The sequence below is a fragment of the Bythopirellula superficialaquae genome (genome assembly GCF_059632245.1).
Window position 1 is genome coordinate 2,678,462 of sequence record NZ_CP197426.1, and the last position, 12,103, is coordinate 2,690,564.

General features: G+C 54.9%; 9 protein-coding genes. 4 read left to right on the top strand and 5 right to left on the bottom strand.

Translation table 11 applies throughout. From position 1 onward, the window contains the following. Positions 1-119: 119 nt before the first annotated feature. The 3 genes from SH678x_RS10960 (at position 120) to SH678x_RS10970 (ending at position 4,456) form a co-directional block, all read left to right on the top strand. Positions 120-896, top strand: a complete 777-nt coding sequence (locus SH678x_RS10960) for an ABC transporter ATP-binding protein (RefSeq protein WP_496922952.1) — start codon at positions 120-122, stop codon at positions 894-896. A gap of 6 nt (positions 897-902) precedes the next feature. Continuing rightward, positions 903-3,182: an ABC transporter permease subunit/CPBP intramembrane protease gene (locus SH678x_RS10965; protein ID WP_496922953.1), complete on the top strand. Its 2,280-nt coding sequence runs from the start codon at positions 903-905 to the stop codon at positions 3,180-3,182. 62 nt (positions 3,183-3,244) lie between these two features. Beyond that, complete coding sequence (locus tag SH678x_RS10970; protein WP_496922954.1) at positions 3,245-4,456, top strand: amidohydrolase family protein; 1,212 nt, start codon at positions 3,245-3,247, stop codon at positions 4,454-4,456. On the opposite strand, the gene SH678x_RS10975 is transcribed toward SH678x_RS10970, so the two are convergent. The 3 genes from SH678x_RS10975 to tkt form a co-directional block, all read right to left on the bottom strand. After that, entirely contained in the window at positions 4,450-6,183 is a 1,734-nt protein-coding gene (locus SH678x_RS10975) for a hypothetical protein (RefSeq protein ID WP_496922955.1), read from the bottom strand. The genes SH678x_RS10970 and SH678x_RS10975 overlap by 7 nt on opposite strands. Positions 6,184-6,302: 119 nt before the next feature. Continuing rightward, positions 6,303-7,010 carry a PAQR family membrane homeostasis protein TrhA gene (gene trhA, locus SH678x_RS10980; protein ID WP_496922956.1) on the bottom strand — a complete coding sequence of 236 codons (708 nt, stop codon included), beginning with the start codon at positions 7,008-7,010 and terminating at the stop codon, positions 6,303-6,305. 31 nt (positions 7,011-7,041) lie between these two features. Beyond that, positions 7,042-9,099 (bottom strand): transketolase, encoded by a 2,058-nt coding sequence (tkt, locus tag SH678x_RS10985; RefSeq protein ID WP_496922957.1) that lies wholly within the window; start codon positions 9,097-9,099, stop codon positions 7,042-7,044. A 239-nt stretch (positions 9,100-9,338) separates the two neighbouring features. On the opposite strand from tkt, the gene SH678x_RS10990 reads away from it, so the two are divergent. Continuing rightward, positions 9,339-10,364, top strand: a complete 1,026-nt coding sequence (locus SH678x_RS10990) for an ankyrin repeat domain-containing protein (RefSeq protein ID WP_496922958.1) — start codon at positions 9,339-9,341, stop codon at positions 10,362-10,364. 14 nt (positions 10,365-10,378) lie between these two features. Here SH678x_RS10990 and SH678x_RS10995 read toward each other — a convergent pair whose 3' ends face one another. Both SH678x_RS10995 and SH678x_RS11000 read right to left on the bottom strand, forming a co-directional pair. Further along, on the bottom strand, positions 10,379-11,368 hold the full coding sequence (locus SH678x_RS10995) for a Gfo/Idh/MocA family protein (protein WP_496922959.1): 990 nt from the start codon (positions 11,366-11,368) through the stop codon (positions 10,379-10,381). 76 nt (positions 11,369-11,444) lie between these two features. Continuing rightward, complete coding sequence (locus tag SH678x_RS11000) at positions 11,445-12,089, bottom strand: Maf family protein (RefSeq protein WP_496922960.1); 645 nt, start codon at positions 12,087-12,089, stop codon at positions 11,445-11,447. Positions 12,090-12,103: the final 14 nt, after the last annotated feature.

A 12,103-nucleotide genomic window follows, 5' to 3' on the forward strand; every position in this document is an offset into this window, starting at 1 on the left:
AATCGGGCGGTTTCTGTTATCCTTCAAACAGGAACAGATTCTTTCGCACTCGTCGGCGGACGCCATAATTGGCCAGTTTGAGGCGGTGGCGTTTTCTTTGCAGCACTCGTTAGGACATCATGTCGTTGTCAGACACCGTTGTCGAAGCTCGTTCGTTGACAAAGTCTTATACCGACTTGCGACGTGGCGATTTCATCGCACTCGATGGTTTGAGCTTTTCAGCCAGTGCTGGTGAAGTGTTCGGCCTGCTCGGACCCAACGGTGCGGGCAAAACGACGGCTCTGCGAATCTTAAGCACGGTGCTGCAACCCACGAGTGGCACAGCCAGCATCAACGGCTTTGATTGCGTCACGCAGCCCTCGCTCGTGCGGCACCATATCGGCTTTATGTCGGCCAACACCGCGGTGTATGACCGCATGACCGCCTGGGAAATGGTCGAATACTATGGCCGACTGTACGGCATGGCTGAACAACAGCTCCACGAGCGGATGGAGGATTTGTTCGAGCGCCTGCAAATGCAAAATATCCGCGACCTGTTGGGCGCGAAAATGTCGACCGGCATGAAGCAGAAAGTTTCGATTGCCCGAGCGATTGTCCATGACCCCCCTGTGTTGATCTTCGACGAAGCCACGAGCGGGCTTGACGTATTAGTGGCAAGAGCGCTACTGGACATCGTTGCCGAGCTGCGTGACGAAGGAAAGTGTATTGTCTTTTCCACGCACATCATGCGCGAAGCCGAACGGCTTTGCGACCGCGTGGCCGTGATGCATCGCGGAAAGATTCTCGCCGAGGACACGGTCGACAACATGCGCAACCAGCATGGCGGTGGTGACTTGGAAGATGCGTTTTTCGAACTCATTCGCGCCGAAGAGGCCGCGCTGGTCGAGACCAACTAATTCCGCATGAATCTACGCAACGTCAAATTGGTGTATGCCCGCGAGATGCGGGACCAACTCCGCGACCGGCGGACGTTGTTCTTGATTGCCGTGCTGCCATTGTTGCTTTACCCGCTGTTGGGGATGAGCTTCTTTCAGCTTTCGCAGTTTTTGCGAAACAATGCCTCAAAGGTGCTGGTGCTGGGGGAAGAGCAGCTTGCGGAGAGCCATTGGCTACCCGATCTGTTGCACGAAGATCGCTTTGTGAGCAGTTGGTTCGTGAGTGTCGACGATAGCAAGAGTTTGCAGGTCATTCGTCCTGACGAATTGTGGAAAGACGAGGAAATTCCACAGGGCAAACGCTTGCTAGAAGCTTCTCGGCAGGCGATTGAGCAGGGTGACGTTCAAGTTGTGCTTTATTTTCCACCGGGGTTTGGTGAACGGCTTGAAGAAGTACGGTCGGCGCTGATGAATCGCAGTGCCAACGACGAGGTCGCCGACGAGGCCAAGGTGCCTGAACCGGAGATCTTCTACAATTCAGCGAATGAAAAATCACGGATTGCCCAATTGCGGGTCGATGCCGTGATGCGGGATTGGCGCGTGGCGGTGACTCAAACGAATCTCCGTGACAGCCATGTGCCACTCGACGCCACGAATCCTTTCCAAGTGCGACAGCAAGATGTGGCTCGTGAGCAGCAACGCTCGGCGGCGATCTGGTCGAAAATCCTGCCATTTATCTTATTCATTTGGGCACTGACCGGCGCGTTTTATCCGGCTATTGACCTGTGCGCCGGTGAAAAAGAACGCGGCACGCTAGAAACTTTGCTTGTGAGTCCTGCCGAACGTCGCGAAATCGTGTGGGGCAAGCTGCTCACAATCATGACGTTCAGTATTGTGACCGCCCTATTGAACCTGAGCAGCATGGGGCTGACGGCGAAATTTATTCTGGGACAATTCCAAGAAATTGCGAGCCTGCCAGGAGCCAAAAGTCTGGCCCTGCCGCCGCTCGTTTCCGTGATTTGGTTAGTGATCGCGCTACTGCCGATTGCGGCGTTCTTTAGCGCGATGTGCCTCGCCTGTGCGGCGTTTGCTCGCAGCACCAAGGAAGGTCAGTACTATTTGATGCCCCTGTTGCTGGTGATCATGCCGCTGATGATGTTGCCGCTCTCACCCGGCGTGGAACTCAATCTCGGCAACAGCTTAATCCCTGTCACCGGTGTCGTGCTTGTGCTGCGGGCCGTGATCGAAGGGCAATACTGGGAAGTCGTACGTTATTTGGTTCCTGTCGTGGGAGTCACGCTCGGCTGCTGTTTGCTAGCCATTCGCTGGGCCGAAGATCAATTCAATCGCGAATCCGTACTGTTCCGCGAAAGCGAACGGCTCGACTTGGGGCGTTGGATCACTCATGTGTTCCGCGACCGTGCCGACACGCCGACACTTGCGCAAGGTTTACTCTGTATCGCCGTCGTGCTGATCGTGCAGTTCTTCGTGAATCTGTCGCTCTCGGCCAAAGCGGGGATGGGAAGCGATTTTCTTTCGCTTGCCCAAATGTTGTTCATCAGTCAGGTGGTCTGCATCGCGCTGCCCGTTGGATTGATGACGCTGCTATTCACTCGCCGCCCAGCGCGAACGCTGCTGCTCGACAAGTTGCCGCGGTTTTCGCATGTCGTTGCAGCGGCACTATTAGCCTTACTTGTCTTTCCATTGGGGCATCAGGTGAGCCAATGGGTGCAGCAACTTTATCCGTTTTCAACGGAAGTTCAGCAGCAAATCATGGCCCTCGAGCAAACACTGGGCGACGCGCCGAATTGGTGGTTGCCGTTTGTGTTGATCGGACTTTTGCCGGCCGTCTGTGAAGAGATCGCCTTCCGTGGTTTTGTGCTTTCCGGCCTGCGACATCTGGGCCACAAGTGGTGGGCGATCAGCATTTCGGCCATCGCGTTTGGCATGGCTCACTTTATCTTACAGCAAAAGATTTCCGCGGCAGCGGTGGGACTCGTGATCGGCTTCATCGCGGTGCAAACCAGTAGCCTTATCCCCTGCATGCTATTTCATGCGATCTTCAACAGCCTGACGCTGGTGTTAGCGAAGATTGCCCCGCAGTTTGAGAAAATCGTCGACGACTACCCCTTGCTAGAGTATGTCGTGCGCACCGACGGCGAAGGGATCTTTCAACCTGGCTTTATGATCGCATGCTTGTTTGCCGCGGCATTGGTCCTGTGGTGGCTGCATCGCCTGCCGTATCGCCGCACGCAGGAAGAAAAGTTGCAAGAAGCGCTCGATCACCAGCAATTCGCGGGCGCTTGAGCAATGCTCTCCGCAAGGCCAGAATAAGTGCTACACATTTTGAGCACATGCTTTAGGCCGTCATGACACAAATTTCTCTCCGCGCTCGTTGGGTTGTTCCCGTTGCTTCTCCGCCGATTGCTAACGGCGTTGTCACAATTGAGGGAGAGCGAATCGTCGCGGTCGGTCCAGCTTTCCATGGCCAGGAGATCGATCTGGGCGACGTGGTCCTCATGCCTGGACTGGTGAATGCCCACACACATTTGGAGTTCAGCGATTGCCAGAAACCACTTGGGCGAGCAGGTATGGCACTGCCTGAATGGATCCGCCAGGTCATCGGCACACGGCATCGGGCTGATCGCGATCCCGCCGCAGCCATCTCACTAGGATTGAATGAATCCCTTCGCGCGGGAGTAACGACACTCGGAGAGATTTCAACGACGTCGGCATCCGCTTACGGCGGATTTTCTGGCTCACAGCTGTTGGCCTTTCAAGAGGTGATTGGCTTCTCCGCCGCCCGCTGTGACTCCGTGCACGGAGATTTGGAAGATCGGCTAGATGCGTCGCTGGAAAAGCATCTCAACGTCGGTATTAGTCCGCATGCTCCTTACACGGTGCATCCCGAATTGTTGCAACGATTGATCGACAGCGCTGCTAGTCGAAACTTGCCGGTAGCGATGCATTTGGCTGAATCTCTCGAAGAGCTTGAACTCCTGAGGGATAACACCGGCCCGTTTCAACAATTGCTCGCCGACCGCAGCATGTGGGACCCCGAGGCGATCCCGCTTGGCAGCAAGCCGCTCGATGACTTGCGTGTGTTGTCACAAGCGCCACGGTCGCTCGTGATTCACGGCAACTATCTTTCGTCCGAGGAAATTGCTTTCCTTGGTGAGAATCGCGAAACGATGTCCGTTGTCTATTGCCCGCGAACGCATGCCTTCTTTAAGCATAGTAAATATCCGCTTGCTGAAATGCTTGAAGCAGGCGTTCGAGTCGCTTTGGGAACAGACAGCTGCGCATCAAATCCCGATTTGAATTTGCTCAGCGAAATGCGTTTTGTAGCGAAGCAATTCCCGAATCTTACCCCCGAAACAATCCTGCAAATGGGAACGCTGTGGGGCGCTGAATCCTTAGGTCTGAGTCACGAAGTTGGAACACTAGAGCCTGGCAAATTGGCCGATCTTGTGGCGATTCCCTGCCCCGGCAGCGATGATCCGCTTAGCAGGATATTGCACGGCTCGGACCAGCCCACGCATGTGTTTGTGCGTGGTGAGCAAGTTATTGCAGCTCAGTGAGCAAACATCTTTTCCACTTCTTTGGTGAACTTCGACATCGCTTTCGAGGCTTCCACGGGCAATACGATCTCGCCTGACCAGGCCACATCGCCGCCGTTCATCGTGAGGGCCAATGGTGGTGCGCTCGGGTATTCCGGCAACTCGGGAAACGAGCCCAAGAGCATCATCGACTTCAAAGCATTCTTCACGAGCGTCATAAGGCCTTCTGGATTCAATAGCCCCACCCAGTCGGCCTCGACGTCGGTTAGCTTGAGCGTCGTTTGCACTTGGGGATCTTTGCTGAGGCCGAAGTCTTGCTTCCTAAAGTCGGCGATAAAACTCTCCAATTTTTCGCTCGACTCCATCCCAAAGAAAATGTGCAAATCATCGGTAGTCACAAAATAAAGCGACAATTTATGATCGATCCCCAACAGCGAGGTCAACATGGTTTGCCAGATAATGTTGTCTCCGTCGCCGGCTGCTTCATCCAAATCGCAAGTGACTTCAATCCCTTTCGCGCCGGCAATTTCGGTGTCTGCAATTTCATAGACCAGCTTGATATCGCTTTTCGAGCGTTGAATCAACTTGTTAGACAGATCGAACAACTCCTTAAGTGACTGCATATACTTGGCGGAATCCGCAACCGTCAGTTGAGCGAACACAACCGACAACAAGGGTTCCCCTTCCTTCCCGGTGGTGATCAAGTAAGAAACTTTCTGCAAATCAGCGACGGCCAATTCATACGAATGTTGCACTTCCTGCCAATCTGCTTCGGTGAAATCATCGCGGCCATCCTGGGTGGCCATCTCTCGAGATATGTTTGTGAATAATTCCGGCAGCCATGTCCCCGTGCCGAGCGGAACCGGCCCCCCTCCCGCAACGACATACGGCTTTGCGGCAAAACCCGTGAGTGACTTTTCCGCGTCGACCTCCGTGAGTTTGGCCTCGGCGATGGGCTGTTGAAACTGAACCTGCCAGCGAACGCGGGCATTGATTTCTTCGTCGATCGCCATGCCGAGAGCTGCCGACTGAATGTTCTCACGGAAGAATTCGGCGAACGGCAGGTCGTCGCCTAAAGTGAGCATGTCATTGGGAATCGCCGAAGGCTGGGCGGGAACATCCGTGGCATCGGTGGCTTCCAGCTGGCGTTTATTTTGTTCCGCGATGTAAGCGATCCCCGCTGGCGAAACCACGATCGCGATATCATTGACCGCGAGCCACTCGGTCAACTCGGCGACCGCCGCGGGAGTTTTCTCGGGTTGAGCCAGGACCTTTTGCATCAACTCGCGATGTTCAAGATTCATGACCACCGCGAAGTCGGCCCGCTTGGCCACCAACACGTCTTGATTGGCGATCGAGATGCGGCAGATTTCGCCCGTCGCATCGGCTTTCATCGCCTCGGCGAAAGAGTTGTAATCACTCACGGGCAGCAGAAACATCGGTGCGGGAACGCCCTGCTCGCTCGATGGCAGCAAACCAAACAACAAATCGCCTTCGAGATTGAGTCCTGCAGAGAGCCCAGTCATCGCTTGCACCATTTCCAGAGGGGCAGGCAAGCCATCATGAAACACACCCACGAATTTCACAATCTTATCGTTGGCCGCCTGGACGTTGCGCACCATGGCGAAGCTCAGCACGTCCTCTGGCAAATAGGAAAGCCCGTCGACGGCGCGGACTGTGTTCGCTCCTATCAGCCACAGAGCTAGAAAAACAACTAAGCGAGAGTTCCGGGAAAGAATGGATTTCATCGGTTGCGGACTTTTCTAAAGGGTTAAAAAATCGAACTCGTCACATTATCCCCAGAGAGTTTTGTCTCACAAGCGGAGACTAAATTAATTCGTGCTATTCGTAAGATTCGTGGTAAAAATCAAACGGCATCTTCGATTGGCAAATAGGGCCGATTGGCGATTGAATAGACAAACGCCCAGTGGCAGCCCAGGCCGATCAGCACCGCCACGTGGAAGATTTCATGCGACTGGATCACCCCCGTCACGATCACTGGCCACTGCATGCTGTTGAGAATCGCGCCGAAGGTGTAAGCCAGCCCGCCCCACATCACCGGCCGGGCAAACTCAAATCCATAGCGCCGCACCAAATCGCGCCACGAAATCAGTCCGATCCAGCCCATACCGATGTACATGGCCGTGCCGGCAACCGGCGGGATGGAATCAAAGTAGATCGACTTGAACGTGATGCCAAGCACGGCAACGGTCCACACAATCGCCAGCACCAGCCAGCGTTCGCGGCCGCGAAACAGGATCACGTGCATGGGAGTGAACGAGCATGCGATCAGTAAAAAGATCGCCGCGTGATCGAGCCGCCGCAGAAATTCGTGACTAGCTCCTGGCGCCGTAAGATGCGTTAGACCGCTCACCACGAGCAAGAAAACCGTACCGCAGCAAAAGATCACAAGGCTGGCCACGCGCAGTGGATTACCCCAACCGCGCCGCAGCAAGAACACCGAAAACACCGCAAAGATCGCCGCACCCAACAAGTGCGACAAACTGCTGAACGGATCAGCAAAGCCTGGGATTGAAATCACCTGCGCCACGATACATCCGATGTTAGCCGGCATCGTCACGATGCCGTGGACCTTGGCGACACGGTTATTTCCCGAGTTGTTTCTTCGCGGCTTCGACCATTTTCTCGGGAGTGATCCCCACGGCTTTGTAGATCTGCTCGAACGGAGCCGACATACCAAAACCGTGCATTCCGATGAACGCACCACGACCCGCCAGATAGCGATCCCAACCCTGTCGCACGCCGGCTTCGACTGCCACGCGAGCGGTCACCGTCGGTGGCAAGACTTCGTCTTGATAGCTTTGTGGCTGCTCATCGAACAGTTCGAAGCACGGCAAGCTCACAACCCGGGCTTTGATGCCGGACTTGGCCAGTTCCTCTTGCGCCGCGACCGCGATCGATAGCTCGCTACCAGTTCCCATAAGAATCACATCAGGCTTACCGCCGGGAGCATCCGAAAGAATGTAACCACCCTTCATCACCCCATCCGCCGCGGCATATTTTTCGCGATCCAGCGTCGGCATGTTTTGCCGTGTCAAAATGATGGCCGAAGGGCGGTGGTTGTTGGCGAGCGCTGCCTTCCAGGCGTATACCGATTCGTTAGCATCGCCGGGGCGAATTAACAGCAAATTTGGAATGGCACGCAAAGCTGCCAGCTGTTCCACGGGCTGATGCGTAGGACCATCTTCGCCGACGCCGATCGAATCGTGAGTGAACACAAAAACCGACGGCAAATTCATAATTGCCGCCAATCGCAGTGACGGACGGCAGTAATCGCTGAATACAAAGAACGTCGCGCCATAGGCACGCAATCCGCTGAGGACCATACCATTCACAGCCGCTGCCATCGCATGTTCGCGAATGCCAAAATGGAAATTCCGCCCTGCGAAATCTTCCGCGGAGAAACTGCCGGTGCCGTCGAATTCCAATAGTGTTTTCGTCGAAGGAGCCAGGTCCGCCGATCCACCCACGAGCCAAGGAATGTTCTTGGCGAAAGCATTAAGCGCTTTACCGCCCGAGTTTCGTGTGGCATTCCCCTTGGCATCCGCTGGGAATGTGACGATTTCTTTATCCCAACCCTCAGGTAGCTCATTCTGTTGCATCTGGTTGATCTGCTCGGCCAGTTCCGGATGGGCGGCTGTATATTTCTGGAAAAGCTCCTCCCAAGCTTCGCGAGCGTCGCGGCCTCGTTCGCCCAGTGTGTTTTGGAAATGCTCGGGCACTTCGGGGGGAACCAGGAACGATTCATTCTCAGGCCAGCCGTAAGCGGCTTTCGTGAGTTTGATTTCATCAGCCCCCAAGGCTTCGCCGTGAGCCTTCGAGGTGTTGGCCTTGTTGGGCGAACCGTAGCCAATGATCGTTTTCACAATGATCAACGTGGGGGCGTCGGTCGTTTTGAGAAATGCCTCGTAAGCCTTGGCCAGCGATTTGAGATCATTACCATCGGTGACGCGAATCACATTCCAACCAAGACCCTTGAAACGTGTGGCCACGTCTTCGCTAAAGGCCAGATTCGTGTGGCCTTCGATCGTGATCGTGTTGTCGTCGTAAATCCAACAGAGATTATCGAGCTTCAAGTGGCCCGCGAGCGACGCGGCTTCGCAGGCAACCCCTTCCATTAGGTCGCCGTCACTGCATTGGTTGTAGACATTGAAGTTGAACAGTTCGTAGCCGGGTTTGTTGTAACGTGCGCCGAGCCATTTGCTGGCGATCGCCATGCCAACGCTATTGCCGCAACCTTGCCCCAGCGGACCGGTCGTGGTTTCAACACCCGTGGTGTGGCCATGCTCAGGATGTCCGGGGGTCGCGCTAGCAAACTGCCGGAAGTTCTTGAGATCGTCGAGCGAAACCGAAGGCTCGTCAGTGAGCTTGCCATCTTTAATCGTTTTCACGCCTGCCAAGTGCAGCATCGAATAGATCAACATCGATGCATGGCCACAGGAAAGGACATAGCGGTCACGGTTCGGCCAAGCCGGAGACGAAGGATCATAATTGAGCACTTCGGTCCACAATTGATAGGTCACCGGTGCGAGCGCCATCGGTGTACCAGGATGCCCTGATTTCGCGGCTTCAACGCCGTCCATTGCAAGGGTGCGGATCGTGTTGATGGCCAATTGCGAAAGGTCGTTAGCAGTTTTCGGCATGTGTCTTATAGCATGAAAAGGTCGTGGCAAAGTACTCAACCCGAAGCACTAATATAGGGGCATTTCGTGCGAAGTGTCAATTGACCGAAAGTGTTGCCGGGCAACGATCTAGGTTCGATTAAGAAGACATAAAAAACGAACTTCAGCGGCGGATTTGCGAAAGGAACTCTGGCGGGTCGGAATGCTGACCCGGTTCCGACAACTTGTCTTTGTAAATAGCGCTGACATATCTTGTTGGCATGACTCATCAAGAACCAATTGATATGCGCGTCGCGGCCTTCTTAGCTGCCAAAGATGAAACGGCAATAATTTCTCTGCTCCAGCAGAACGAGATCGAACCGGATCAAATTTTTGTTGTGGGAGGCGTCAAGCAGCGGCTCCTGGCGATTGCTGCGAGCCAAAATTTCACCGATCTCACACTTTATCTCATCACAAATGGTGCTGATGCCGATCGGCGTACCTTTGGCCGCACGCCGCTTCTGGACGCTTGCGATTGGAAGAATCACCAACTCATAAAGGCTTTATTGGCCGTGCATGTGAATGTCGATGCACGGCAAGCGGCCGGCTCAGGTGAGTCTGACGACACTCCCCTGATGATTTCCGCTGAACGTTGCGACCTCGCAGCGATTCAACTTTTACTCGCTGCTGGTGCCGACGCATCGGCAAAGAATCGACATTCGCAAACAGCGGTCCACGCCGTCCTACGATCTTATGCTCCGCAAGCTCACAAGCATCCTGATGCCCCTGAGATTGTGCAGCGATTGATCGAAGCGGGGGCACCATTGCTGGGAACCGAATTGCATTTCCCCATCTATCGCCGCGATTTGCAGATGGTTTCGCTATTGATTGCACCAGGCTGTCCCGTCGACTTACCGCTATCCAAAAACGAGGAATACGGTCCCAAGAAAGGTGATACTCCATTGGCAACGCTTTTGCGTTTTAACAACTTTGATTTAGCAGGCGGTTCGTTTGACTACGAAGTGACTGATCCGGCTCGGCTCGAATTATGTAGTCTGCTTCTGAGGCATGGCGCGAACCCCAATCAACCTGTTGCGAAGGGAATCACGCCGCTACGGCTCATTTTGCCGAAAACTCATGACCCATTCAATTTGCAATTGGCGAAACTTCTCGTCGAAGCGGGTGCCAACCCGCATAGCGTTCCGCCTGGTAGCAAAGATCCATCGGTAGCTGATTTAGCAGTTGAGCGCGGTTTGACAGAGTTTGTTGAACTGTTCGCAAGCGTGGCCGATGGTGGCAATCGCTAATACGAGTTCATTTTTTAACAAAATATCCGCTGCCCTGTCTTGCAGCTTGCCTTCGCCTGATTCGTGATGATAATTGCCTTGTGAGCGTCGTCGAGGCTTGCTGTTTTGAGAACCAAGCTGGACACCGCGCGGTGAAAAGTCATCAGCAATTGCTCGCCGACATTGCGTTCGTGGTCGAGCTTTTCCATGTGTTGGCCTGCTTTGTCGAACCACGCCACGGTGTTCGGCAGATCGACAAACGCGATGCCGTTGTCGCACACCACTTTGAGATCTGCGGGCCGACGATACGCGAGTGATTCTTCGAGCGACTCGGGGACATAGTTGCCGCAACCAATGATCGCCACGGGCCCGAGACCAAACTCAGCATTCGGCGAGAAATCCAAACTCACGGCAAAGTAATCGTTGAACGGTGTTTCCGCCGAGCGGTGGGCTGTGGCAATGAGCGAAGTTGGATCTCCCTCGACCACGTAGCGGCACCAGTCCACAAGCTCCACCAGATCGCGGGCACAACGGTCGCCATTTTCGCATTTGATCGGCGAGCTACGGCGGCGATTACAAAACAACAGCCGAGGCTTGCCCAGCTTCGTGGCGAGTAGTTCCTTAAGCCGCAAGGTGGCTGGCGACAAACGGCAGGCGAATTCCGCCATGAAGGCAATGCCCGACTCCTGCACGCGCTCGCGGAGGGTGGTGGCTTGATCGTCTTCCAATTCCAGTGCGGCGGCGCAATAGACGGCTTTGCCATACTCACAGGCAGCAAAAATCGGCGTCGGTCCGTAAAAATGGGCCGAGAGCAACATGACGCCGTCGATGTCGTCGCGATCCATTAACGAGCGGAAGCCATCGTAGACCGTCGCGTTGAACTGTTTGGCAACCTGAACCGCGCGGTGCTGCACCGGATCGCAAACCGCGACAACCTCCAGTCGATCCGACAAGGCTTTCAAAGCGGGGTAATGCCGCGACTCCCAAGCGGATCCAATTCCAACAACACCGACCCGCAGTTTCATAACCGTTCCGAGGGATGCTCAAGATGTGCTGTCGCGACAATCATCATGCCACGATCAGCTTGAATTATAGGGGCATTCACGGGTTTGGCTCAATCGAGATTTGTTCGATCATCTCGGCCAGCAATTCCATGGGGAGGCCAATCACATTGGATTCGCTCCCCTGAACGATGCTTAGCCAACCGGGGCGATCCTGATAGCCAAACGCACCGGCCTTTCCCCGCCACAGGCCACTTTCTAGATATTCGTCGATATCTTCGTCAGTCAGGTTGTCCATCTTGAGTTCGGTGATCGCAATTCGCGTGCGGGGAGCCGTCTTTCGCTGGGGCGAACAAGATTGTAGCCGCTGCGTGGCGTCGAGCATCCACAGACAGAGCCCACTGTACACACGATGCCGCTTGCCACGCAAATGCTCGAGGATTGATCGGGCATGGTCTTCATCACGTGGCTTGCCCAAGATCATCCCTTCGCATTCGGCCACGGTGTCGCAGGCCAGAACGATGGTGGGTTCCTGCGGGCGACCCACCGCGCGTAGTTGACTCACCACGTCGGCGGCTTTGCGGGCCGACAGATCGAGCACCAACTCCGCGGGTCCGCATTGGCTGCAAATTCCCCCTTCGGCGGCTTCATCGGGTGGAAGAATCTCGAATTCATAACCTGCCTCGGCAAGCAGGCTCTTTCGTTGGGGCGAGCTACTGGCGAGAATCAAAGGAAGCTTTAACATGGGCCCGATTGTCT

Coding starts and splice junctions, on each gene's coding strand:
- SH678x_RS10960 (WP_496922952.1), top strand. CDS start 120: ATGTCGTTGTCAGACACCGTTGTCGAAGCTCGTTCGTTGACAAAGTCT.
- SH678x_RS10965 (WP_496922953.1), top strand. CDS start 903: ATGAATCTACGCAACGTCAAATTGGTGTATGCCCGCGAGATGCGGGAC.
- SH678x_RS10970 (WP_496922954.1), top strand. CDS start 3,245: ATGACACAAATTTCTCTCCGCGCTCGTTGGGTTGTTCCCGTTGCTTCT.
- SH678x_RS10975 (WP_496922955.1), bottom strand. CDS start 6,183: ATGAAATCCATTCTTTCCCGGAACTCTCGCTTAGTTGTTTTTCTAGCT.
- trhA (WP_496922956.1), bottom strand. CDS start 7,010: ATGCCGGCTAACATCGGATGTATCGTGGCGCAGGTGATTTCAATCCCA.
- tkt (WP_496922957.1), bottom strand. CDS start 9,099: ATGCCGAAAACTGCTAACGACCTTTCGCAATTGGCCATCAACACGATC.
- SH678x_RS10990 (WP_496922958.1), top strand. CDS start 9,339: ATGACTCATCAAGAACCAATTGATATGCGCGTCGCGGCCTTCTTAGCT.
- SH678x_RS10995 (WP_496922959.1), bottom strand. CDS start 11,368: ATGAAACTGCGGGTCGGTGTTGTTGGAATTGGATCCGCTTGGGAGTCG.
- SH678x_RS11000 (WP_496922960.1), bottom strand. CDS start 12,089: ATGTTAAAGCTTCCTTTGATTCTCGCCAGTAGCTCGCCCCAACGAAAG.